This window comes from Alteromonas sp. MmMcT2-5 (assembly GCF_022348315.1).
GTDB classification, from domain to species: Bacteria; Pseudomonadota; Gammaproteobacteria; order Enterobacterales; family Alteromonadaceae; genus Alteromonas; species Alteromonas macleodii.
In genome coordinates, this window is record NZ_JAKRFB010000001.1 from 308,200 (window position 1) to 331,948 (window position 23,749).

Annotated in this window: 20 protein-coding genes; 14 read left to right on the forward strand and 6 right to left on the reverse strand. The window is 44.8% G+C overall.

The genetic code is table 11. The annotated features are described in order from the left end of the window. Positions 1 to 49: 49 nt before the first annotated feature. The 5 genes from gshA (at position 50) to MHN09_RS21350 (ending at position 3,910) form a co-directional block, all read left to right on the forward strand. Complete coding sequence (gshA, locus tag MHN09_RS01385) at positions 50 to 1,648, forward strand: glutamate--cysteine ligase (protein WP_080986367.1); 1,599 nt, start codon at positions 50 to 52, stop codon at positions 1,646 to 1,648. Positions 1,649 to 1,715: 67 nt separating this feature from the next. Beyond that, positions 1,716 to 2,354 (forward strand): hypothetical protein, encoded by a 639-nt coding sequence (locus MHN09_RS01390; protein WP_014948754.1) that lies wholly within the window; start codon positions 1,716 to 1,718, stop codon positions 2,352 to 2,354. Positions 2,355 to 2,635: 281 nt separating this feature from the next. Continuing rightward, entirely contained in the window at positions 2,636 to 3,094 is a 459-nt protein-coding gene (locus MHN09_RS01395; protein WP_150141608.1) for a hypothetical protein, read from the forward strand. A gap of 98 nt (positions 3,095 to 3,192) precedes the next feature. Next, on the forward strand, positions 3,193 to 3,606 hold the full coding sequence (locus tag MHN09_RS01400; protein ID WP_156078075.1) for a hypothetical protein: 414 nt from the start codon (positions 3,193 to 3,195) through the stop codon (positions 3,604 to 3,606). Positions 3,607 to 3,784: 178 nt separating this feature from the next. Next, positions 3,785 to 3,910 carry a hypothetical protein gene (locus MHN09_RS21350; RefSeq protein ID WP_012517787.1) on the forward strand — a complete coding sequence of 42 codons (126 nt, stop codon included), beginning with the start codon at positions 3,785 to 3,787 and terminating at the stop codon, positions 3,908 to 3,910. Between the two features lie 29 nt (positions 3,911 to 3,939). On the opposite strand, the gene smrB is transcribed toward MHN09_RS21350, so the two are convergent. After that, complete coding sequence (smrB, locus tag MHN09_RS01405) at positions 3,940 to 4,590, reverse strand: endonuclease SmrB (protein ID WP_014948757.1); 651 nt, start codon at positions 4,588 to 4,590, stop codon at positions 3,940 to 3,942. A gap of 152 nt (positions 4,591 to 4,742) precedes the next feature. On the opposite strand from smrB, the gene prmB reads away from it, so the two are divergent. The 3 genes from prmB to MHN09_RS01420 all read left to right on the forward strand — a co-directional run bounded on the left by prmB (position 4,743) and on the right by MHN09_RS01420 (position 8,156). After that, a complete protein-coding gene (gene prmB, locus MHN09_RS01410; RefSeq protein ID WP_061094557.1) occupies positions 4,743 to 5,678 on the forward strand; it encodes a 50S ribosomal protein L3 N(5)-glutamine methyltransferase in 936 nt (311 codons plus the stop codon). 9 nt (positions 5,679 to 5,687) lie between these two features. Continuing rightward, positions 5,688 to 6,785, forward strand: a complete 1,098-nt coding sequence (aroC, locus tag MHN09_RS01415; protein ID WP_156078076.1) for a chorismate synthase — start codon at positions 5,688 to 5,690, stop codon at positions 6,783 to 6,785. A gap of 153 nt (positions 6,786 to 6,938) precedes the next feature. Beyond that, on the forward strand, positions 6,939 to 8,156 hold the full coding sequence (locus MHN09_RS01420; RefSeq protein WP_039226533.1) for an MFS transporter: 1,218 nt from the start codon (positions 6,939 to 6,941) through the stop codon (positions 8,154 to 8,156). Positions 8,157 to 8,184: 28 nt separating this feature from the next. Here MHN09_RS01420 and MHN09_RS01425 read toward each other — a convergent pair whose 3' ends face one another. The 4 genes from MHN09_RS01425 to sodB all read right to left on the reverse strand — a co-directional run bounded on the left by MHN09_RS01425 (position 8,185) and on the right by sodB (position 13,851). Continuing rightward, on the reverse strand, positions 8,185 to 9,732 hold the full coding sequence (locus tag MHN09_RS01425; RefSeq protein ID WP_239238759.1) for a SpoVR family protein: 1,548 nt from the start codon (positions 9,730 to 9,732) through the stop codon (positions 8,185 to 8,187). A 1-nt stretch (position 9,733) separates the two neighbouring features. Beyond that, the gene (locus tag MHN09_RS01430) at positions 9,734 to 11,020 is read right to left on the reverse strand and encodes a YeaH/YhbH family protein (protein WP_014948762.1); all 1,287 of its coding nucleotides are present in this window, start codon (positions 11,018 to 11,020) and stop codon (positions 9,734 to 9,736) included. 85 nt (positions 11,021 to 11,105) lie between these two features. Then, positions 11,106 to 13,028 carry a PrkA family serine protein kinase gene (locus MHN09_RS01435; protein WP_014975982.1) on the reverse strand — a complete coding sequence of 641 codons (1,923 nt, stop codon included), beginning with the start codon at positions 13,026 to 13,028 and terminating at the stop codon, positions 11,106 to 11,108. Between the two features lie 241 nt (positions 13,029 to 13,269). Further along, entirely contained in the window at positions 13,270 to 13,851 is a 582-nt protein-coding gene (sodB, locus tag MHN09_RS01440) for a superoxide dismutase [Fe] (RefSeq protein ID WP_014948764.1), read from the reverse strand. Positions 13,852 to 14,200: 349 nt separating this feature from the next. Between sodB and MHN09_RS01445 the strand changes: the two genes are divergently transcribed. From MHN09_RS01445 to MHN09_RS01465, 5 genes are all read left to right on the forward strand, one after another. Then, the gene (locus MHN09_RS01445) at positions 14,201 to 14,551 is read left to right on the forward strand and encodes a Grx4 family monothiol glutaredoxin (protein WP_014948765.1); all 351 of its coding nucleotides are present in this window, start codon (positions 14,201 to 14,203) and stop codon (positions 14,549 to 14,551) included. Between the two features lie 335 nt (positions 14,552 to 14,886). Then, entirely contained in the window at positions 14,887 to 17,475 is a 2,589-nt protein-coding gene (locus MHN09_RS01450; RefSeq protein ID WP_039226539.1) for a TonB-dependent receptor, read from the forward strand. Between the two features lie 82 nt (positions 17,476 to 17,557). Then, positions 17,558 to 18,190 carry an RNA polymerase sigma factor gene (locus MHN09_RS01455; RefSeq protein ID WP_014948766.1) on the forward strand — a complete coding sequence of 211 codons (633 nt, stop codon included), beginning with the start codon at positions 17,558 to 17,560 and terminating at the stop codon, positions 18,188 to 18,190. Position 18,191: 1 nt separating this feature from the next. Beyond that, the gene (locus MHN09_RS01460) at positions 18,192 to 19,247 is read left to right on the forward strand and encodes a FecR domain-containing protein (RefSeq protein ID WP_049585828.1); all 1,056 of its coding nucleotides are present in this window, start codon (positions 18,192 to 18,194) and stop codon (positions 19,245 to 19,247) included. Positions 19,248 to 19,466: 219 nt separating this feature from the next. Next, entirely contained in the window at positions 19,467 to 22,400 is a 2,934-nt protein-coding gene (locus MHN09_RS01465; RefSeq protein WP_049585829.1) for a TonB-dependent receptor, read from the forward strand. A gap of 261 nt (positions 22,401 to 22,661) precedes the next feature. Here MHN09_RS01465 and MHN09_RS01470 read toward each other — a convergent pair whose 3' ends face one another. Further along, a complete protein-coding gene (locus tag MHN09_RS01470) occupies positions 22,662 to 22,856 on the reverse strand; it encodes a bacterioferritin-associated ferredoxin (protein ID WP_014948769.1) in 195 nt (64 codons plus the stop codon). 275 nt (positions 22,857 to 23,131) lie between these two features. Here MHN09_RS01470 and MHN09_RS01475 point away from each other — a divergent pair, with 275 nt between their 5' ends. Then, on the forward strand, positions 23,132 to 23,737 hold the full coding sequence (locus tag MHN09_RS01475) for a peroxiredoxin C (RefSeq protein ID WP_014948770.1): 606 nt from the start codon (positions 23,132 to 23,134) through the stop codon (positions 23,735 to 23,737). Positions 23,738 to 23,749: the final 12 nt, after the last annotated feature.

Here is a 23,749-nt window from a genome sequence, read left to right on the forward strand (position 1 = left end):
TATTGCCCCCCCATAACAGGGGGCTATATTGACATAACGGACCACCATTTTGACTGTAGACTCATCCCGTTTTGAAGCGCGCATTGCTGCGCTTAAGTCACCCGAATTTCTCGCTGCGCTAAAAGATATTAAGCGCGGCGTTGAGCGCGAAGCCCTTCGTATAAACCCGAACGGTACGTTGGCACAAACACCCCATCCTAAACCGCTGGGATCTGCGCTAACCCATGATTCAATCACCACAGACTTTTCTGAATCGTTGCTTGAATTCATTACGCCGCCAGAAAACAGTGCTGCCAAAACGATTTCTCAGTTAAAAGATATCCATAAATTCGTTATTGATAATATTGGTGAAGAGCAAATATGGCCGCTAAGTATGCCATGCTTTATAGATGATGAAGCGCACATTCCCATCGCCTATTTTGGTGAGTCAAATGTGGGCAAGATGAAGCGTGTGTATCGCATTGGTCTGAAAAACCGCTACGGCAGTATGATGCAGGCAATTGCCGGCGTGCATTTCAACTTTTCTCTTCCCGAAACGTTTTGGAAGCTATGGGCTGAACTGAACGGAAAAGAACATTCTCAAGAGCAGACTTCAGCCGATTATTTTGGGCTTATCCGCAACTACCGCAGGTTGTGTTGGCTTATTCCTTATTTGTACGGTGCATCCCCTGCATTATGTGGATCGTTTTTAAAAGGAAAGCAGCATGCGTTACCTTTTAAAAAGGTAGGTAAGGGCACGGTATACATGCCATACGCGACATCACTTCGCATGAGTGATTTAGGCTACACAAGTGCAGAGCAATCGTCGCTTAAGATTTGTTACAACAAGCTAGACAACTATGTCACCTTGCTGCGCGATGCGATGAATACGCCGTCATCCCGGTTCAGCCAGTTTGCTGCAGGCGAAGAGGGCAATTATCAACAGTTAAGTCGCAACATCATTCAAATTGAAAATGAACTGTACTCGCCTATACGCCCTAAGCAGCCCACTCAGTCAATGGAAAAGCCAACAGACGCTTTGGTTAGACGCGGTATCAGCTACATTGAAGTGCGCGCTCTAGATGTAAATCCATTTTCGGCAATTGGTATTTCACAGACGCAATTCGATTTCTTAGATGTTTTTTTAGTGGCGTGCTTACTAATGCCAAGTGCAGAACTTGATGAAGCGCAGCTTAAAGAAGCTAAAGAGAATATGAATAAAGTGGTGTTAGAAGGGCGAAACCCTGATTTGCTCCTGCAAAATGGCGGAGAAAATATTTCACTACCTAACTGGTGTGCCTCGCTGTTTAAGTCCTTCGAGCAAGCGGCCGAATTACTCGACTTGGCCAATGATACGTCGCGTTACACACAAGCGGTGAACCTCGAGGCTGAAAAAGTGGCGGATCCGGCGCTAACGCCGTCAGGTAAACTACTTGCTACTTTGCTAGAAAGCGACAAAGATAATGGCGTGTTGGGCTTAGAACTGGCACAAGCTTTTCAAGCTGAGATGAAGTCTTTTGAATACACGGATACGGATGCTGCTGGTTTTGCTGCCCAAGCTGACGTGTCGTTTGCTGCTCAAAAAGAAATAGAAGCTACTGATGTTAAAGACTTTGATACATTTATTCGTGATTATTTCGCTGAGGCCCCAGCAAAAAAAAATGCCTGACATAGGTCAGGCATCGAAGGGTTCCAGGGAAACACACATTTTACTAGAACATTAGTTAAGACAAGCTATGAACCAAAAGTTCAAAAAATTGGTTGTTTTTTTATCAACTCTCATCGTTCTTTTTCCGCTGTTTATCGCTGGGTGTGCAACTACGCCTCCTAAAGACATCAGTAATTTGTGCGAAATATTCTACGAAAAGGACGATTGGTATGATGCAGCTGCTGATGCCCGCGATAAATGGGGTGTGCCTATACATGTTCCAATGGCCATGATGTATCAAGAAAGTTCCTTCCGCCACGATGCGCTTCCACCGCGTGATTACGTTTTCTTCGGGCTTATTCCTTGGGGGCGTGTTAGTTCGGCTTATGGCTATTCACAAGCGAAAACACCTACCTGGTCTGACTATATGAGAGAAACAGATAACAGTGGTGCGGATCGTGATGATTTCGAGGACGCTATCGACTTTATGGGATGGTTTATTTACAAGTCGCAAAAAGTGAACGGTATTTCTAAATGGGACGCCTACGCGCAATACCTTAACTATCACGAAGGATGGGGCGGGTACAAACGCAGAAGCTATGATAGAAAGCCGTGGCTGAAGAAAGTGGCGTCAAAAGTTAAAGCGCGCTCGCTGCGCTATGCTACGCAACTTAAAACCTGCGAGGAAGATCTTCAAAAAGGTTGGTTTATGAAGCTGTTTAGCTAAATTAAAGAAGCGACGTTATCGTCGCTTTTTTTATGCGTCTATGAACGTTGATTAAAATAAGTAGAAAACTATATTGAAGAAAAAATTGAGGGATAGACGGGCGTCTATCCCTCAGCGACGCTAAGCCAAGACCGTTTTTTACCCAACGTCGAACAGGCATTTACAAGATAGTGTAAATGAGAATGATTTGCAATACCTTTTTGTAAATTAATTTTATCCTCAATATGCAACAAATTTATCTGGCCCTGATCTTGTTCTATACTTTTCGAGTGGAGCAACGTATGGATATAGACAAGTTTAGTGCGCATGGAGAGGTTCACGCTCATTTTCAAGCAGAGCAAAATATTCTACATATAGACTTAGTAGGTCCGTTTAATCTTGAGTTCATGCAAAAGTATGAGCGTGTGGTTGGCGCACAAAGAAAGAATATTGATACACCGTGTTGGGGAAGCTTAGTAAATGTGCATGGTCTAGCGCTTGCGCCCATGGAGGCTACTAACGCTGGGCAAGAAATTGTTAGTAAAGCCGTAGCATTGGGACTAATCGCCACGGCAGTGGTGCTTCATGAAACAGAAGGTGTGGCAATGCAAAAGAAGTTTTGGTCTCGTGTTTATGAATCTTCAACACTAGCATTCGAATACTTTGACGACACTGCTCAGGCAACACTGTGGTTGAGTGAAAAAGTACTTGCTTGTCTGCAGGCCCACAACGTTAATCAGTTCAATAATGCCAGACGATAGCCATAACAGCCCTAACTAGGCGAATTCGCCCTGTTAAAACTGATCTTTGCTCAGTGCTCCACTCTATCAATTGAATGAAGGCATAACAGGAGGTAGCCATGGTAGGTAGTCAGCATCAATATCGTTTTTTCAACGTCAACAATGTTCTATTCGATATTCCAAGCAATGTATACGACGATAGCGTTGTCGACGGGTGGTTTAGGAATATCGCAAGAGAGGGTCAGAAACTTGATAAGTGGGTAATTCTATCTATACCCGATAAAAGTTTAACGATTACACATACTGCCGCATCTCAACTTTGTTCACGACTTCCCTTTCTGCGAACGTATGGATGTTTGGGGTTTCTTTTGCTTGCGAACCATGTAAACGCCAAAATCTTTCAACACAGTCTTCGAGCAACACCCCCCAATTTTGATATACAAGTTAGTGAGTCGATGGAGCAGCTGTGCCGTAATGCGGAGGCGTTGCTTGGTTATGAGGGAGACCTGAACATATTCAATCGTTACAACTAAGTATGGCAAAGCCCCAATTGTGATGGCGCGACGAATATGTGGATTCGTATTAACTGTATGTTGACCTGGATCAAATAATTAGGCCGACAGCTAACGACTAGAAATCGAATTTGATCTGGATCACATCCTCTATCTAACGCCTCTTCTACTATTTACTTAGTTGAAGAGGAGATTACTTATGTTGTGGACTATGATGAAAGACCCCGTAGTATGGGGCTCACTACTCGGTATAGGCATTATTGTAGCGATGATGATGTATTACACTTATTTGTTTATGCACAACAGTGCAGATGAAGACAAATAAGTCACCATGTATGAGTGTCCAGGCGCAAATTAACGCTTGTTGTTTTGAAGCGGTATGTCGATGAGTACCAGTAGTGCTGCTTGTCCACCGTATTCGAGGGGCGCTTGATGAAATGCACGTACGTGTGGGTGCTGTACTAAGTAATGGGGCAGGGCGGCTTTTAGCACGCCCTGACCAAAACCATGCATTACACACACGCAATCTATCAGTTCTTTTCTTGCCGTGTGAATAAGTGCGGCAAGCTCGGCTTTTGCCATCTCTCGGGTAAGGCCATGTAAATCTAACGTCATTTCTGGCGAGTAGTCGCCACGGCGCAGCTGCTTCAAAATATGCGTAGACTCACCTTCTTGGCAAAAGCGCATGGGCCCTTCTTGCGGCAACGCTGCCTGGTACATATCAGAAAAGTCGAAGCTTGCCGCTAATTGCTTACTGTGTTTTAGATGTTTACCTTTTACCTGCTGTGACTTCTTAAATAACTCAACTTGCTTATCAGGCTCAACTTTATCTTGTGATAAAGGCGTCACTCCCTGCATTGCATCGGCAAATGAAAAGGTCTCTTCCTCGGTATTCGTAGACATATTTCCATTACGGGCGCCTTCCTGTCTCGCCTGACTTTTATGGCGATGAGGTTCAGAAAGTTGCTTCTTTAATGCTTTGAGTTCTTTTTTAAAGGTTTTCATCAACAACAGCTTGGGTAAATACACTCGAGTTTAACGATTCAAAACGCCTAAATTATAACGAATAGAAAGATTCGGTACGTAGTTAATTATGTGAATCGGTATGAAGTTTGGGTATGATACCAGCTTTAAAATTTTTGATGTACCCAAACGCCATGACCGATAAGTTTTACCTTGAAGAAGCCATTGAAGATCTGCATACCCTGTTAGATATGACACGATGGGCAACCAGCCGTTTTAACGATGCGGCCTTGTACTTTGGTCATGGTACTGACAATGCATGGGATGAAGCGACAAGCCTAGTTATGCAAGCCTTACATTTGCCTCATCCTATATTGGAGCAAGTTGGGGACAGCGTAATGACGTCTCGCTTAACGAAAAGCGAGCGAGAGAAGATTGCAGAGCTTGTTTTAAAGCGCGTGCAAACTCGCATGCCATTGCCTTATATCACAAACGAAGCCTGGTTCTGCGGTATGCCGTTCTACGTAGACGAGCGAGTGCTCATTCCTCGCTCTCCATTTGCTGAACTTATTCAAAAAGAGTTTGCGCCATTTGTAGAATCTACGCCTAACAGTATTCTTGATATGTGCACGGGCGGCGCGTGTATTGCTATTGCGCTTGCTCATGCATACCCAGAGGCGCAGGTAGATGCCGTTGATATCAGCACAGATGCATTGGAAGTGGCCGATATCAATATTCAGGAGCATGGTCTTAGTCACCGTGTTTATCCCATTCAGTCTAACCTGTTTTCAAGTTTAGAAGGGCAGAAATACGACCTTATCGTGTCTAATCCGCCTTATGTTGACGCAGAGGACATGGCTGACTTGCCTGAAGAGTATCACCACGAGCCTGAGCTTGCCCTTGCCGCAGGTGAAGACGGTCTGGAACTGGTTGATATCATGCTTAAAGAGGCGCCAACTTACCTTAATGACGGTGGCTGGTTATTCGTTGAAGTTGGAAATAGCGAAGTGCACATGAGCGAAAGGTTCCCTGGCTTAGAAGTCATTTGGCTTGAGTTCGAAAATGGCGGTTCAGGTATTTTCGCAATTCAGAAAAACACATTAGTACAGTATTTTAGTAGTAAGGATTAACAGTTAATTATGTCAGGTAACAGCTTCGGAAAACTTTTCACTGTAACCACGTTTGGTGAAAGCCACGGCATTGCAATTGGCGGTGTGGTAGACGGTTGCCCTCCAGGACTTGAGATCACAGAAGAAGATCTTCAGGTTGATTTAGACAGACGTAAGCCCGGCACCTCTCGTTATACTACGGCGCGAAGAGAAGACGATGAAGTACAAATTTTATCTGGCGTATTTGAAGGTAAAACTACTGGCACCAGTATTGGTTTATTGATTAAAAATAAAGATCAGCGAAGCCAAGATTACGGCAATATCAAGGACCGCTTTCGTCCAGGCCACGCTGACTATACCTACGATCAAAAGTACGGAAGCCGTGACTACCGCGGTGGTGGGCGTTCGTCTGCACGTGAAACGGCTATTCGCGTAGCTGCAGGTGGTATTGCGAAAAAGTACCTTAAAGAAGTGCACGGTATTGAGGTATTAGGCTATTTGTCTCAGCTTGGGCCGGTAACGGTAGATAAGGTTGATCACAATGTAACCAACACTAACCCGTTTTTCTGCCCTGATGAGTCTAAGCTTGACGCGCTGGACGAGTACATGCGAGACCTTAAAAAGTCAGGCGACAGCATTGGCGCGAAAGTATCGGTTGTTGCGAAGAATGTGCCTGTAGGCCTAGGCGAGCCTGTTTTCGATAGGCTAGATGCTGAAATCGCCCACGCCATGATGGGAATTAACGCAGTGAAAGGCGTGGAAATTGGTGATGGTTTTGATGTTATTAATCAAAAAGGCAGTGAACACCGCGATACGCTTACTCCCGAAGGATTCACATCTAATCATGCAGGTGGCGTGCTAGGCGGCATCTCTACCGGTCAGGATATTGAAGTACACATGGCGCTTAAGCCGACCTCAAGTATTTCGGTTCCCGGTAAAACTATCAATAAAGACAATGAGGAAATCGATATCGTCACCAAAGGTCGTCACGACCCGTGTGTGGGTATCCGTGCTGTACCTATTGCCGAAGCCATGCTGGCGCTGGTATTGATGGATCATCTGCTGCGCCACCGCGCGCAAAATGCCGGTGTGCAGTCGACCACGAAACCAATTGCGGGTCAGGCATAGCAGTTTTTTAAATCGCAAGACCGCAATGCCAAGACTGCGACGTTAACGCGGATTAAAGATACACGCAGCATGAGCGCATGTCGCGCTAATTAATTTTATCATTCGCCACTGCCGGTTCTGCGCTAGTGGCGTTTTTGCATATGGAGATGTGAATTGTCACCAAATGGCCTAAACGATGCCAACAATACTGCAGCGAGCCCAGCAAGCAGCAAAACCGGCCTCTTTATTCTTGCTATCACCTACTGGCTTTACTTCGGTCAGCTTGGCGTGCTTGTGCCTTATTTAGGTATCTTCCTTGATGGGCGGGGATTTTCTTCTGCCGAAATCGGTGAACTTTTTGCTGTTATAACGCTAGCGCGTATTTTAGGGCCAGGCCTGTGGGCTGGCGTGGCCGATAAAACGGGTAATGCCATTGGCGTAATGCGTTTAGGCTGCTTGCTCACCGTACTAACTTTCAGTTCGGTGTTTTACTTCACCAGTTTTTGGGGGCTTACGTTGGCTTTCGGGTTAATGATGATGTTCTGGACAGCGGTGTTGCCTCAACTTGAAGTTATCACGATGAACACGGTGGCGAAAACCAATGCCACGTATGGGCAGGTAAGGCTATGGGGGAGCGTTGGCTTCATTTGTTTGACGGTCGGTGTAGGAAAGGCCCTAGATATTTTTTCTACCGATACGCCAGTGCACGCCAGTATTGGCGTACTCGCGTTACTGTTCATCAGTACCTTGTTCATACGTGCGCCCAAAGAAGCTGCACCTGAAACGTCTACGGCGGGAAGTATTTGGAAATACGCCAAACAAAAACCTTTCGCCATCTTTATATTCGCTTCAGCGTGCTTGCAAATTAGCTTTGGTGCGTATTACGGATTTTTCGCACTTTACATGCGCGACCTTGATTACAGCGGCCAACAAACTGGCATCTTTATCGCGCTTGGGGTACTTGCCGAGGTGGGGATATTTCTTATTGCCCGCCGTCTGATTAGCCAGTTTGGCGTGTGGAATTTATTGTTTGTGAGCATCGCACTGACAGGGCTTCGCTGGTATGTCATGGCGGCATTCGCTGATACCTTTATGGTGATTGTGTTGAGTCAGCTTATTCATGCGTTAAGCTTTGGTTTAACGCATGCAGTATCGGTGCATTTTATCCACCAGTTCCTGCCGAAGGCGTATCAAAGCCGAGGGCAAGCGGTATACATCAGTATAGCGTTTGGATTAGGTGGCGCATTTGGCAACTACATGGCAGGGCAGCAGTGGCAGCAAGGCACTAACGCCTATGAGACGTTCGTTACCGCAGCCGTTTTTGCAGCAATAGGCGCACTGTCATTGTTACTGTGTTCCAGAAAAGAAATGGAAAGTGCAAAGGCGGCTTAAAATCTTGTTCTGAGGGCTGACCGCAGGCTTACGCCTGCGGTGCACGTTTACACTCTGATATCACGTCAATACCATCATCACCATTGTCTTGCTCTAAACGTACATCAAATTTCCACAGCCTGTGCAGGTGGCGCATAACTTCATCTTTTGAATCACCTAGCGGAATTCCTCGCTGAGGAATATAGCGAAGAGTAAGCGAACGATCGCCTCTCACATCAACGTTATGTACCTGAATGTTGGGCTCTAAATTACTCAAATTGTATTGAGCAGACAGCTTCTCTTTAATAATTTGATAACCCATTTCGTCATGAATAGCGCTCACCGCAATAAAGGGCTTGGTGGTGTCATCTTCAAGGGCGAATAACTTAAAGTCGCGAATAACTTTAGGCGATAAAAACTGACTGATAAAACTTTCGTCTTTAAAGTTTTCCATGGCGAAATGCACGGTCTCAAGCCAGTCTTTTCCCGCAATACTTGGAAGACATTTATAGTCTTCTTCAGTGGGAGACTGACACACCCGTTTAATATCCATGAACATGGAAAAGCCTAACGCATACGGATTGATGCCAGAGTAATAAGGGCTGTTGTACTCTGGCTGCATTACGACACTTGAATGACTGTGCAAAAACTCCATCATGAAGCGGTCGCTGACCAAACCCTCGTCATACATCTCATTTAGAATGTGGTAGTGCCAAAAACAGGCCCATCCTTCATTCATTACTTGGGTTTGTTTTTGCGGATAAAAATACTGCGAAACTTTCCGTACAATACGCACAATTTCACGTTGCCAAGGTTCAAGTAAAGGTGCGTTTTTTTCAATAAAATAAAGCAGGTTTTCTTGCGGTTCTTGTGGAAAACGAATTTTTTCTTTGTGTTTGCTATGCGGGCTATTTGGCAGGGTGCGCCAAAGCTCGTTCACTTGCGATTGCAGGTAGGCCTCGCGCTCTTCTTGTCTGTTTTTCTCTTCCTGTAACGAAATTTTCTGCGGGCGTTTGTATCGGTCAACGCCGTAATTCATTAGCGCGTGGCACGAGTCGAGCATATTTTCGACTTCGTCAAATCCATATTTTTGTTCGCATTTAGCAATGTAGTTTTTAGCAAATACTAGGTAGTCGATGATAGAGCTGGCATCGGTCCAGGTTTTGAATAAGTAGTTGCCTTTGAAGAATGAGTTGTGACCGTAGCACGCATGAGCCATAACGAGCGCTTGCATAGTAATGGTGTTCTCTTCCATTAAATACGCAATGCAGGGGTCAGAGTTAATGACGATTTCGTAAGCCAGCCCCATTTGTCCACGACGGTATTGTTGCTCAGTTTGAATAAACTTTTTGCCAAAGCTCCAGTGCGTGTAGTTAAGCGGCATGCCGATGCTGGCGTAAGCATCCATCATCTGCTCTGCGGTGATCACCTCAATTTGATTGGGATAGGTGTCTAACTTAAATTTTTTGGCGATGCGATCGATATGTTGCTCATACTCTTCGATAAGTGGAAACGTCCAGTCGGGCCCATCGCTTAATAAGTGGCGTTTTGATGTTTCAGGCTTGCTGTTTTCTTTTGCCATAGCGTCGGTTGTCATATTAGGCTCCTTGCTGCGCATCTTGTTCAGAGCGTTTGAATAGCTCTCTGAACACAGGATAGATGTCGGCCTGTGTTTGTATGTGCTTACATACAAAGTTGTCGTGAGTGGCGGCCACTTTCTCGTATTCTCGCCACAAACTTTGGTGCTGCCTCTCGGTTATCTCTATATAGGCATAGTAACGGGTTGCGGGTAGCAGTTTAGCGGTAAGCAAGTCACGACACTGTGGCGAGTCATCAGCCCAGTTATCGCCATCTGACGCTTGTGCTGCATAGATATTCCAGTTTCCATCGCTGTAGCGCTCGCGAACGACTTCATCCATTAGCTTCAATGCACTTGAAACAATAGTGCCGCCGGTTTCTTGAGAGTAGAAAAACTCGTGCTCGTCTACTTCCTTTGCTTGCGTGTGGTGACGAATGTACACCACGTCTACATTTTCGTAGGTTCGCGTCAAAAAGAGATACAGCAAGATATAAAACCGTTTAGCCATGTCTTTGGTGGCTTGGTCCATAGAGCCAGATACATCCATTAAGCAAAACATTACGGCTTTGCTTGAGGGAAGCGGACGCTTGTCATAGTTCTTAAAGCGCAAATCGAAAGTATCAATAAAAGGCACTCGGGCTATTTTGGCTTTAAGTGCTTCAATTTCTTCTTTTAATGCATTTATGGCTAACGTATTGTCGTGCTTGTCTTCTATAAGCAGTGCAAGTTTTTCTTCAAGCTCTCTCAGTTTCTTTCTATCACTTCCGCTTAAGGCAATACGCCTTGCCACAGAGCCTTTGAGTGAGCGAACAATATCTAAATTACTTGGCACGCCATCGGTCTGATAACCTGCGCGATAAGTTTCGTATTGGGTGACTTTATCAAATTGATTTTTCTTTAAGTTGGGAAGCGCTAAATCTTCAAAAAGTAGGTCTAAATATTCGTCTTTGGATATAGAAAATACGAACTCATCTTGGCCTTCGCCTTCATTGCTGGCGTCGCCTTCGCCTGCGCCCTTGCCACCGCCACCTGGCGGTCTATCAATTTTATCACCCGCTGTGAATTGGTCGTTGCCAGGGTGGACAATATCTCTACTGCCGCCGCGGCCGGTATGAAAAATAGGTTCAGAGATATCTCTGGCTGGAATGCTAATTTGCTCGCCAGAATCTAAATCGGTAACAGAACGTTTACCCACTGCATCAGAAACAGCGCGCTTTATCTGCTGTTTGTAACGCTTTATAAAGCGCTGGCGGTTTACCGTACTCTTACCTTTGCTGTTTAACCTTCGGTCAATAAAATGCGCCATACACACCTGCTTGTCTTGTTGTGAACTACAAATAACCGTGCTGAAGCACGCATTACACGCGCTTCAGCACCACATGCGTTTAGCGCTAAGACGCTTTACGTACGCGCAGGTACCATTCACACAGCAACCGAACTTGTTTTTGCGTATATCCCTTCTCGGTCATACGATTTACAAAGTCGTCGTGTTTTTTCTGCTCCTCTGCAGAGCCTTTGGTGTTGAAAGAAATAACCGGCAGTAAGTCTTCCGTGTTAGAGAACATTTTCTTCTCAATCACGGTGCGAAGTTTCTCGTAACTGGTCCATGCTGGGTTTTTGCCGCCGTTATTTGCACGGGCTCTCAAAACAAAGTTAACGATTTCGTTACGGAAGTCTTTCGGATTACTTATTCCTGCAGGCTTCTCTGTTTTTTCTAACTCAGCATTCAGTGACGCTCTGTCGAACAGCTGTCCGGTTTCTGGGTCGCGATACTCTTGGTCTTGGATCCAGAAATCAGCATAGGTTACATAGCGGTCAAACAGGTTTTGCCCATATTCAGAATACGATTCTAAGTAAGCCGTTTGAATCTCTTTACCAATGAATTCCACGTAGCGAGGAATGAGGTAGCCTTTCAAAAACTCCAAATACTTATCAGCGGTTTCTTGAGGGAACTGCTCCCGTTCAATTTGACGCTCCAGTACATAAAACAAATGGACTGGGTTTGCCGCCACTTCTTGATGATCGAAGTTAAAAACCCTGGAGAGAATCTTAAATGCAAAGCGGGTGGATAACCCTTCCATGCCTTCATCGACACCGGCGTAGTCGCGGTACTCTTGATAAGACTTGGCTTTCGGGTCGGTGTCTTTCAGGCTCTCGCCATCATACACGCGCATTTTAGAAAATAGACTGGAGTTCTCTGGCTCTTTCAAGCGCGATAACACAGTAAACTGCGCTAAACACTCTAGCGTGTCTGGCGCACAGGGCGCGCCGTTAAGCTCGCTGCTGTCTAGTAACTTTTTGTAGATCTTAATTTCTTCACGTACTCGCAAACAGTACGGTACTTTTACTATATAGACACGGTCTAGGAAGGCTTCGTTATTCTTATTGTTTCTAAACGATTGCCACTCAGATTCGTTTGAATGCGCAAGTATAAGCCCATCGAAGGGAAGGGCAGAGAAGCCCTCTGTTGGGTTGTAGTTACCCTCTTGTGTAGCAGTTAAAAGTGGATGCAGCACTTTAATCGGTGCTTTGAACATCTCCACAAATTCCATTAAGCCCTGATTGGCCTTACATAGTGAACCTGAATAACTGTAAGCATCAGGGTCGTTTTGTGCATATTGTTCTAAGCGGCGAATATCAACTTTACCCACCAAAGATGAAATATCTTGGTTGTTTTCATCACCGGGTTCGGTTTTAGCGATACCCACCTGGTCGAGTACTGAAGGGTAAACGCGAACCACCTTGAACTGGGTAATATCGCCATTGAATTCATGCAGGCGTTTGCGTGCCCACGGCGACATGATGGTTTTTAAGTAGCGCTTAGGAATGCCGTACTCTTTTTGTAAAATGTCGCCATCTTCTTTGACATCAAACAGACAGAATGGATGGTCGTTAACAGGCGAGCCTTTCAGCATGTAAATAGGTACGTGCTGCATCAATTCTTTAAGTCTCTCTGCCAGAGACGATTTACCGCCACCCACTGGGCCGAGCAAATAGAGAATTTGTTTCTTTTCTTCAAGACCTTGTGCGGCGTGTTTAAGGTAAGAAACGATTTGTTCTATGGCTTCTTCCATGCCATAGAATTCTGAAAAAGCTGGATAACGAGAAATAACGCGGTTTGAGAAAATGCGGCTAAGTGCCGGGTCGTTGGCAGTGTCGATTAATTCAGGCTCACCAATAGCTTGTAGCAAACGTTCTGCTGCATTTGCATAAGCGGTTTGATCCTCTTTACAAATTTCAAGGAACTCCCCAATGGTGAACTCTTCCTGTTTTCGCTCTTCATAGCGACTTTGATAGTGTTCAAAAATACCCATGAATACCCCTTAAATACGGAACCCCGTAATTTCAGCTTAGTAGGTATTTGGGAAAACGATAGTAATTATTGTGTATAGTTTTTAATCTTTTCGTCTAATGAAAAATGCAACTTTAATAAGAATTTAGTGTCACTTAATGAACAATAGTGCATAAAAAAAGCCCCGCTTGGAAGCGGGGCTTTTTATAACTGATACTTTACGCTCTTAAAAGCGCAAGGCGCTTAACGCTTCAGTCTTTGGCTTATGCAAAGTTGCTGCTTGCGAATTCCCAGTTAACCAGCGCCCAGAAATTTTCTAGGTACTTAGGACGCGCATTGCGGTAGTCTATGTAGTAAGCGTGTTCCCAAAGGTCAACAGTAAGCACTGGCGTAAGGTCGTCGCCAGAAATAGGCGTTTGCGCGTTGCTTGTGTTAACGATATCTAGGCTGCCGTCTGCAGTTTTAACTAACCACGTCCAGCTTGAACCGAAGTTGTTAACCGCTTTATCGTTAAATGCTGCTTGGAAGTCTGCAAATGAGCCCCATTTCGCGTTGATAGCTTCTGCTAGCGCGCCTGTTGGCTCACCGCCGCCATTCGGGCTTAGACAGTGCCAGTAGAACGTGTGGTTCCATACCTGCGCTGCGTTATTGAAAACACCGCCGTCAGAAGATTTGATGATTTCTTCTAGGCTTTTGTTTTCCATGTCAGTACCTTCAACTAGGCCGTTAAGCTTAGTTACATAAGTAGCGTGGTGCTTGCCATAGTGGTACTCAAGCGTTTCAGCAGAAATATGCGGTTCTAGTGCATTTTGTTCGTATGGTAATGCTGGTAATTCAAAAGCCATGACGGTCTCCATGTTGGTTTAGTATTGTAGTCTAAAGCCCACTTATCTTCGCCTGTTCAATAAGTGCATATTAATTCTATGTTCAATATACTGCTTTAGACGCTAAAGCATATCCCAAATGTGGGGATAAAGTCCTATAACTCAATGACAAAAATGTGAATTTTTTTTCAAAAGTTAAAATGTGACACTAATTTGTATTGCAATGTATGGGTAGATAACGATCCAGAGGTTGAAAAGATCAATTCAGCTATGGGTAATTAAACATAAAATTATGATACCCTTTCCCTTGATAAATCATTCATGCATTCCCATCTAACTGGGAATACACTTTTGTGCTCAGAGGAATCAAATGGATAATACTGAAAATCAATCAACGCTAGATAGAATCAAGCAGCAAATCGAAGAAAACCCAATTTTGTTGTATATGAAGGGTTCTCCTAAACTACCTAGCTGTGGCTTTTCTTCACAAGCATCGCAAGCGTTGATGTCATGTGGCGAACCATTTGCTTATGTAGATATTCTTCAAAACCCAGACATCCGCGCAGAACTACCAAAATATGCAAACTGGCCGACATTCCCGCAACTATGGGTTGAAGGTGAGCTTGTAGGCGGTTGCGATATCATTATTGAAATGTTCCAACAAAACGAGCTTCAACCGCTTATTAAAGAAACGGCTGCAAAGTACAAAGAAGCAGAGTAAATCTTGTTTCCATATACAAACCTTTAGGTTTGTAAAAAACGATTTAAAAGCCGGCTTATAGTCGGCTTTTTTTATTAAAACCCGCCAAAAATCCCGCACTTTTATTCCCGTAAAAATTATATAGACAGGTCAGAAATTAAAATCCTCTACGGAGTGAAAAAATATTTTTATTTTGTCGAAAAAGGTTTGTTTTTTAATATCTTGCGTTCTATAAAAAACACCATCTGACCGCAAATGAGTCAGTGTTGAAGGTAAAAAAATAACAACTACTCTGAGCATTTTTTTAATGTGTTTAAAACGCTGAAGGTGTCTTAGAGAAACTCCGGGAAACCACCATGAATACAACCTTGTCTTTATTGACCAAAAACGTGCGTGGCGTATTAGCCGCATCAGCTGCGTTTTCAGTAATGGCCGCTGCACCTGTTTATGCGCAAGAAGCTGAAGAGAGTGCTAAGGCCGAAGATTTTGAACAAATTGCGGTAGTTGGTTCACGTGCAGCGCCTCGCTCGGTCGCTGACTCAGCGGTGCCAATTGATATTATTTCTGACGAAGAGTTTAAGCAGCAGGGTGCCACTGATATGGTATCTATGATGCAGACTGTTGTTCCGTCTTTTAACGTAAACGACCAGCCGATCAACGATGCTTCAACGCTTGTTCGTCCTGCTAACCTTCGCGGTATGGCATCAGACCACACGCTTGTGCTTGTAAATGGTAAACGTCGTCACCGTTCTGCGGTTATCACTTTCCTTGGTGGTGGTCTTTCTGACGGTGCACAAGGTCCTGATATTTCTGTTATCCCAGCAGCGGCATTAAAGCAAGTGGAAGTACTTCGTGATGGTGCAGCAGCACAATACGGTTCTGATGCGATTGCGGGTGTAATTAACTTCGTACTTAACGATGCATCAGAAGGCGGTTCGTTTGAAGCCCGTTACGGCTCTTTCTACGAAGGCGACGGCGACATGATTCAGATGTCGGGTAACGTAGGTCTTCCTCTATCTGACAAAGGCTTTATTAACCTTTCAGCTGAATACCGTACTGCAGACGACACATCTCGAAGTGTACAGCGTGCAGACGCTGCTGCATTGATAGCGGCTGGGAACACTTTTGTAGCAGATCCTGCGCAAATTTGGGGCTCACCTGAAATCAAACACGACATCAAACTTTTCGCTAATGCAGGTATTGAGCTTTCTGCTACCTCAGAAGCTTACATGTTTGGTAACTACGCCGAGCGTGAAGTTGAAGGTGGTTTCTACTTCCGTAACCCACACAATCGTGGTGGTGTGAACGATGGTGGTACAAATGACGATGGCGAGCAACTACTGCTTGTTGGTGATTTAACCGGTGATATGTCAGGTAACTGTCCAACCGACATCGTAGTTGGTGATAACGTACTAGAGAACCCGCGTTATATTAACGAAGTTCAGAACAACCCTGACTGTTGGGCGTTCAACGAAATGTTGCCGGGTGGTTTCACACCTCGTTTCGGTGGTACGGTTACAGATATGTCACTTGTCTTTGGTACGAAAGGCGAACTTGACCACGATATCACGTATGACGTGAGCTTGAACCTGGGCCAAAACGAAGTTGACTTTGCTATTAGCAACACCATCAACCCGTCTTTAGGTCCAGAAACACCTACAGAATTTAGCCCAGGTCGCTATACGCAGTCTGAGCAAACCCTTGATATTGATTTCACTAAGCCGTTCGATGTTGGTTTATATGAACCACTATTCGTGGCAACTGGTTTCCAATATCGCAACGAAAGTTATGAGAGCTTTGCAGGTGATACTGCCTCTTATGAAATAGGTCCGCTGGCGACACAAGGCTTTGGCATTGGCTCAAATGGTTTCCCTGGCTTGGCGGCCAATAGCCAAGGTCGTGTGTCCCGCAACAACATCGCACTGTACATTGACGCAGAAGCGTATATCACTGAAAACTTCATGTTAGCCGGTGCGCTACGTTATGAAGACTTCTCTGATTTCGGTGACACAACGAAAGGTAAGATTGCTTTCCGTTGGCAAGCACTTGAGAACATCGCTTTCCGTGGTGCGTTCTCAACAGGCTTTAAAGCACCTACCCTTGGTCAAAGCAACGTGCGTAACGTAACTACCGCGTTTGGTACAGGTGGTGAACTTATTGACCGTGCAACACTGCCTCCGACAGATCCAGTGTCTCAACTTAAAGGTGGTGAGCAGTTAACGCCTGAAGAGTCAGAAAGTATCACGTTTGGTGTGGTAGCCGATTTCGATAATGGTCTATTCATTACCGCAGACTACTACAACATCGAACTGACTGACCGTATCAGTACTGCCTCTGGTATTGCGCTGACTGAAGAAGACATTGCCACGCTGCTTGAGCAAGGTATCAACGATGCGTCTAGCTTCTCTGAAATCAGCTTCTTTACTAATGACTTCGACACCACCACCGAAGGTGTAGACGTAGTAGCGAACTATTCGATGGATATGATGGGCGGTGAAACTAAGTTCTCACTCGCATATAACTGGACATCTACAGAAGTTGACCGCGCGTCGGACAATATCTCTGATTTCCGTATTCGCATGCTAGAAGATAACCTTCCAGCGGTACGTTACAGTGCAACAGCTAACCACACTAATGGCGACTGGCGCTTCCTTGCGCGAATGAACTACTACGGTAGCATCTTCGAAGATCACCTAGACTCTGCATTGCCGATTGACAAAGTAGGTTCTGAAATTACGTTCGACTTTGAAGTGGCATATAACTTCACTGAAGAGTTCACGGTAACTGTTGGTGCTAAGAACGCGTTTGATGAATACCCTGACGAAAACAACACTGATGCAGGTGGTATCACCTACGCACAGATTGCAGGTTCAGCGTATCCGACAACATCACCAATTGGTATAAACGGTGGCTTCTACTACCTAAGAGGTGTTTACACTTTTTAATAGGTAAGCAATTACCTATAAACCAAACTTTCACTTAATGTTTCAAAGTTAAGGGGGCATTAGCCCCCTTTTATTTTATTAGGTGAAAAAGAACGAAAAAGCAGGCATTATTGATGCCAATGTAAGCAAATCGAAACACACAACATTTAATATTATGACGAGAAAGTCGACAGTAGCTGAAACCTTCTTAAAATACCGCTCAAAGCTAATGCGTGCGGTAGGTTCTATTGTTGGCGCCGACGACATTGAAGACATCGTGCAAGAAGCTTTTATTAAAAGCTACGAAGCAGAGTTAAAACAAGAAATACAGTATGAGCGTACCTATATGCTCAAGACAGCGCGTAATCTAGCGCTGAACCATGTTGCGAAAGCTGAAAACAAAAATAAGCAGCAGCTCGATGACATGGATATTTTGCCTTATGAGCTTGTAGGGCACAGTTTAGAAAAAAATGTAGAAAGCAAAGAGCGTTTTATTCATTTTTGCCGAGCGACAGATACACTGTCTGCTGATGTAAAACGCGTATTTTTGCTGAAAAAAGTATATGGCATGCGACAAAAAGAGATTGCAGAGCTTGTGGGGCTAAGCGAAAGCACCGTTGAGAAGCATGTCGCCAAAGGTTTAATGATGTGCTCTAGGTACTTAGCCGAGCTGTCAAAGGACAGTGCATCCCCCCGTGCCACTGCTAACGCGACTCAGGACATAAGCCGTAGTTAACATGAATAATATTCGCCAGTTTTCAAGCAAAGAAGATATCCAAGAGCAAGCATGCTTATGGATAAGCCGTCTCGATCGCGGCTTAAACAGTGACGAAAAGACGGAGCTAGATGCTTGGTTGTCGGAAAGTAATGCGCATCGTCAAGCTTTGCTCGACGCCGCTAGCTTGTGGGACGACATGTCGGTATTAAATGAATTGAGCGGTTTATTCCCGCAGCCTACCTCACGTCAGTCGTCGAAAAAACGCAATATGCCTAAAACAGCGGTTTGGGGCATTGCGGCCACATTTTTAGTGATGGCAATTGCTGTTGGGGTAGTGGTTCAGCGCACGTGGCTAAATAGCACCCCTGAATTCGCAGCGGTAACACAAAAGGTACAAACCGGTGTTGGCGAACAGAAAAACGTGACGCTAGCCGATGGCTCTAAACTTCATCTAAATACAAACTCTGTCGTTACCGTAGATTTCTCATCAACGGCGCGCAATATCGTTTTATTGAAAGGGGAGGCACACTTTGAAGTGGCTCACGACACGTCTCGCCCGTTCTCTGTGACTGCAGGCAACAACACCGTTACCGCTGTTGGAACTGCCTTTAATATGCAATATGTGGATGATAATGCGTTTGAGTTAGTGGTTACCGACGGAAAGGTATTGGTGAAAGATCGCTTTAAGGCTTCATCCTCAAATGAATCGCTCTTCACTAAACGTCCTGTTGCTGAAGAAGGACTTCTCATGTTCGCAGGTGAAAAAGCAACAGTGCAAGGTAAAGTGGAAGGCCGTGAAAGCATGTCTCAAAATGACATTGACGACGATTTAGCGTGGCAACAAGGTATGATTGTATTTAAAGGTGAACCGCTAGAGGCCGTATTAGTTGAGATTGGGCGCTATACACCCGTTCGCTTTAACATTTCGGATGAAAGTCTGCGCAAGCGACGTGTAGCGGGCTACTTTAAGGTAGGCGATATAGACGGTTTGTTGTCAGCACTTAAGAGCAGCTTTAACATCAACTACGAGAAAGTCACAGAAACAAGTATTGAGCTTAAGCTAGCGAAAAGTTAAATATTTCTGAAAGATAGGTGCTTTCTACTATTCGTAGTTGGCATCAATTTCTTTAATGTGACAATATAATTAAAATAATAAGCACATCGATTTTATATCTTGCAATACAGCAATTTTGCGATAAGCAGGCAAACTAAAAAGGCAATAGAAAAGCTGCATGCCCTCGCGTGTTCGGCCCAATGCCTTTCGCAAAAAAGAATGTGCAAATTCTCCCGTATTTTGTCCCTCTCGGCACTACACATAGCGTCCGGCTTTTTTCTTTTCATAGCACCAGCGCCAACGCTTCATGCACAAACAGACAGCCCTTCGCAATCACCCGACCAAACCGAACCAAAATTGGGTGCTTACAACTTTTCAATACCCGCACAAAATGCTAATGAAGCGCTAACCGAACTAGCTAAACAGGCAAATACCACATTGCTTTTTCCTTTTGATTTAGCAAAAAAAGTGAAAACAAACGCATTGGAAGGTACGTTCACACTGAATGAAGCGCTGGCACAGCTTCTTGAAGGAACAGAATTGGCGGTAGTGACTGATGAAAGCGGTGCGGTAAGTATTCGTTCTCGCTCATCGTTAGTGGCGAAGGAAACACAGCCACAAGATACCGAAAAGAAAACAGACGAGGGAGGCAATGGACTTGAAAAAATTGCGGTCGTCGGTACTCGTAACTCGCCTCGAAGTGCTGTTGACTCACCAGTTCCTTTGGATGTGATTGGTTCTGAAACCCTTAACTCACAGGGAAATTCAGACGTGCTTTCTATGTTAAGCGTGATGGTTCCTTCGTTAAACGTAAACGATCAGCCCATCAACGATGCCAGTAGCCTGGTAAGGCCGGCGAACCTTAGAGGCATGTCCTCGGATCACACGCTTTTGCTGCTTAACGGAAAGCGACGCCATCGCTCTGCGGTAATCACGTTTTTAGGCGGAGGTTTATCTGACGGTGCACAAGGGCCTGATATATCGGTTATTCCTGCCTATGCGTTAAAGCAAGTCGAAGTATTGCGAGATGGTGCAGCAGCCCAGTACGGCTCAGACGCCATTGCAGGCGTGATTAACTTCGTACTTAAGGATGCTCGTGAAGGAGGGCATGTTGCGCTGAAAGTTGGCGGATACAGTGAAGGCGACGGCGAACTGTTTCAAGTGCAGTTGAATAAAGGCTTTGCTATTGGAGAAAACGGCTTTTTAAATGCAACGGCAGAGTATCGTCAGCAAAATGGCACGTCGCGCTCTGTACAGCGGATTGATGCGCAGAACTTGATTGACCAAGGGAATGTGTTCATCGCGTCACCGTCCCAAGTATGGGGAGCGCTTGATGTTAACGAAGATATTAAACTTGCGCTAAATGCAGGCGCAGACATTTCGTCTAAATCACAATTTTACAGCTTTGCCACTGCAGCAAGAAGAGAAATAAACGGTGGTTTTTACTTTCGAAATCCGCAAACCAGAGAAGGGGTGTTCAGCCGTACCGACCCAAATACAGGGGAAAGTCGTCTGATTGTAGCCGATCTCGATGGATTGGAAAGTGGAATTGCTTGCCCTTCTATAACTTTTTCCAGCAATAGCGTATTGCTGGACCCCTCGTATCAACTAATTGCAGATAACACAACGGCGCTTGGTGCCAACTGTTTTGCTTTCAATGAGTGGTTCCCTGGCGGTTTCACACCAAAATTTGGGGGTACGATAACGGATGCTTCTGTTGCGATGGGCGTTAAACATGAGTTACCTAATGGCTGGGCGATGGATGCCAGTGCGACATTGGGCTACAGTGACATTGAGTACACCATCTCAAATACAGTTAATCCATCGTTAGGGCCACAAACGCCAACGTCGTTTTCGCCCGGTGGTGTGTCGCAAGTAGAGCGAACGCTTAACTTAGATTTTAACAAACTCATTCAAACTATTTTCGACGATCCGGTTAGCATTGCCGTGGGCTTAGAATGGCGTAAAGAAACCTATTTTCAAAAGTCCGGCGACGAAGCGTCATATATTGCAGGCCCTTTCGCTCTAGAGCCGCCACTTGGGTTGAACCAAGGCTTTTCCATCGGTTCCAACGGTTTTCCGGGGTATCAGCCTCAAAGTGCTGGGCACTGGAGCAGAAGCAATTGGGCCGTGTACGCCGATTTGGAATTTTATGTTACCGAAGCATGGCAGTTTGGCGTGGCCACACGTGTAGAGCATTTCAGTGATTTCGGCTCGACATTCGATGGGAAATTGAGTACTCGCTATAAATTAAATGATATTTTTGCATTACGCGGATCTGTAAACACCGGTTTTAAGGCGCCAACAGTAGGGCAGAGTAATGTTATCAACGTAACTACCGCCTACGGTGTTAACGGTTTGGAAGACCAAGCAACGCTGCCTCCAACTGATCTTATCTCACTGCAACTAGGCGCAACTCCACTGACGCCTGAAGAATCGGTGAACTTTAGCCTTGGGCTTGTTATGCAGGCAAGCGAGAACTTTTTTGCGACGCTCGACTATTTCAATATTCGACTTTCTGATCGCATTAGTACGACATCTGCAATCCCGTTAACCGACGACGACATTAGTGCGCTTATTGCCCAAGGGCGTCCAGATGCGGCGAAATATAATGCTGCAAAGTATTTTACTAATGACTTTGACACAAAAACTCAGGGTGTTGATTTAGTTGTTAACTACAATTTTGCACTAGCTGATTGGTCAAATTCTTTACTTCTTGCCTTCAACTGGACAGACACACAAGTAGAGCGGGTTACACTTTATCCAGCGCAAGTGGGGGACGAAATACGGCTTCTACCTAATCTAACACGGGCAAGAATTCGTATGCTGGAAGATAACTTGCCTGCTCATCGGGGCAGTATCACGCTGGAGCAATCGAAAGGAAATTGGGCATTTACTTGGCGGCTTAACTATTACGGTGAGTTTTATGAAGACCATCTTGATGCGTCCGCAGGCATGGACATATACGGCAATGCGTTAACCACATTCGATGCCCAAGTTGCATGGAAAGTACTGCCTCAAACACAAGTTACCCTTGGCGCCCAAAATCTGTTTGATTCGCTGCCTAATGAAAATCCTTTTCAAGGTGAAGTTGGCGCACTCTACCCACCTACATCGCCTAGCGGTATCAATGGGGCTTTCTATTATGCAGGCATTGAGTACACCTTTAACTAGGGCATGCTTCAGCAAAGCTACGTAGTTAAATGGCACGCTGCACTCAATGAGAGTAAGGAAATGAGCCTAGCTCTGAGTTTGAAAGGACAACAACCTATCGTTTTAGGTGACGATGTGAATGTTACTTAGGTAATTAAATTAGGATATGACTTAGGCCACTTAAAGAAATAATCGTGATAATAAATATGGTGTTTTAAGTCTAGCCAAGGATGCTAAGAGCGATGACGTTGCGTGTTAAGAATACGCGGGTTGGCTAATTGCCTAGCCAACGTCTTTGAATAGGGACTCATCGACGATAGTTTGGTCAATGATCTGTTGAGCCATGTTGATGCACTTACCGCATTGTGAGCCAAGCTCTAAATGTTGACGTAACTCTCGCATATTTCCCACACCGTTTTCTTCAACCGCTGCGCGAATGCTTTTATCAGTTACCCCATAGCACATGCAAACAAACATTAAACGTACTCCAAATGAATCTGTAAATGATAATAATTGTTATTCTTTGCTTTAGCAAGTGGATAATGACAAATTTAATACAAGGTAATTGAAGAAAGACTGAACAGTGTGGGGTGATGTTAAGCGGTTATTGGTATGATCAGTAAAAAAACTCGTTGTTTAATATTGTTATTTCCATATTCGTACCTATTTTCTTTGAAAGAAATTTCTTATCAAAGTGGTTACGCAACGTAATCACTTCTATTATTACAATCCAAATATAAATGGAGAGACTCATGAGTGTATTAGTTGGCCGTCCAGCACCTGACTTTACTGCAGCAGCGGTACTTGGTAGTGGTGAAATTGTTGACACTTTCACACTAAGTGAAGCAATCAAGGGCAAGAAAGCTGTTGTATTCTTCTACCCACTAGATTTTACGTTTGTTTGCCCGTCAGAGCTTATCGCCTTTGACAAGCGTTTCGACGAGTTCAAAAAGCGTGGTGTTGAAGTGATCGGTGTTTCAATCGACTCTCAGTTCTCACACAATGCGTGGAGAAACACTCCGGTAAATCAAGGTGGTATTGGTCCGGTTAAGTACACCCTTGTTGCTGACGTTAAGCACGACATCTGCCAGGCATACGATGTTGAGCACCCAGAAGATGGCGTTGCGTTCCGTGGTTCATTCCTAATCGACGAAGAAGGTATGGTACGTCATCAGGTAATCAATGACCTTCCACTTGGCCGTAACGTTGATGAAATGCTACGCATGGTTGATGCACTAGCATTCCACCAAGAGCATGGTGAAGTTTGCCCAGCGGGTTGGACTGAAGGTAAAGCAGGTATGGATGCGTCGCCTGAAGGTGTTGCTAAGTACCTATCTGAAGAAGCAGACAAGCTATAAGCTAAACTGTTT

Bases quoted from the DNA above. Each gene is read 5' to 3' on its own strand.
- MHN09_RS01450 (WP_039226539.1), top strand. From the start codon at position 14,887: ATGAATACAACCTTGTCTTTATTGACCAAAAACGTGCGTGGCGTATTA.
- sodB (WP_014948764.1), bottom strand. From the start codon at position 13,851: ATGGCTTTTGAATTACCAGCATTACCATACGAACAAAATGCACTAGAA.
- MHN09_RS01430 (WP_014948762.1), bottom strand. From the start codon at position 11,020: ATGGCGCATTTTATTGACCGAAGGTTAAACAGCAAAGGTAAGAGTACG.
- MHN09_RS01400 (WP_156078075.1), top strand. From the start codon at position 3,193: ATGGTAGGTAGTCAGCATCAATATCGTTTTTTCAACGTCAACAATGTT.
- MHN09_RS01395 (WP_150141608.1), top strand. From the start codon at position 2,636: ATGGATATAGACAAGTTTAGTGCGCATGGAGAGGTTCACGCTCATTTT.
- aroC (WP_156078076.1), top strand. From the start codon at position 5,688: ATGTCAGGTAACAGCTTCGGAAAACTTTTCACTGTAACCACGTTTGGT.
- MHN09_RS01460 (WP_049585828.1), top strand. From the start codon at position 18,192: ATGAATAATATTCGCCAGTTTTCAAGCAAAGAAGATATCCAAGAGCAA.
- MHN09_RS01435 (WP_014975982.1), bottom strand. From the start codon at position 13,028: ATGGGTATTTTTGAACACTATCAAAGTCGCTATGAAGAGCGAAAACAG.
- MHN09_RS01445 (WP_014948765.1), top strand. From the start codon at position 14,201: ATGGATAATACTGAAAATCAATCAACGCTAGATAGAATCAAGCAGCAA.
- prmB (WP_061094557.1), top strand. From the start codon at position 4,743: ATGACCGATAAGTTTTACCTTGAAGAAGCCATTGAAGATCTGCATACC.
- smrB (WP_014948757.1), bottom strand. From the start codon at position 4,590: ATGAAAACCTTTAAAAAAGAACTCAAAGCATTAAAGAAGCAACTTTCT.
- MHN09_RS21350 (WP_012517787.1), top strand. From the start codon at position 3,785: ATGTTGTGGACTATGATGAAAGACCCCGTAGTATGGGGCTCACTACTC.
- MHN09_RS01475 (WP_014948770.1), top strand. From the start codon at position 23,132: ATGAGTGTATTAGTTGGCCGTCCAGCACCTGACTTTACTGCAGCAGCG.
- MHN09_RS01470 (WP_014948769.1), bottom strand. From the start codon at position 22,856: ATGTTTGTTTGCATGTGCTATGGGGTAACTGATAAAAGCATTCGCGCA.
- MHN09_RS01390 (WP_014948754.1), top strand. From the start codon at position 1,716: ATGAACCAAAAGTTCAAAAAATTGGTTGTTTTTTTATCAACTCTCATC.
- MHN09_RS01425 (WP_239238759.1), bottom strand. From the start codon at position 9,732: ATGACAACCGACGCTATGGCAAAAGAAAACAGCAAGCCTGAAACATCA.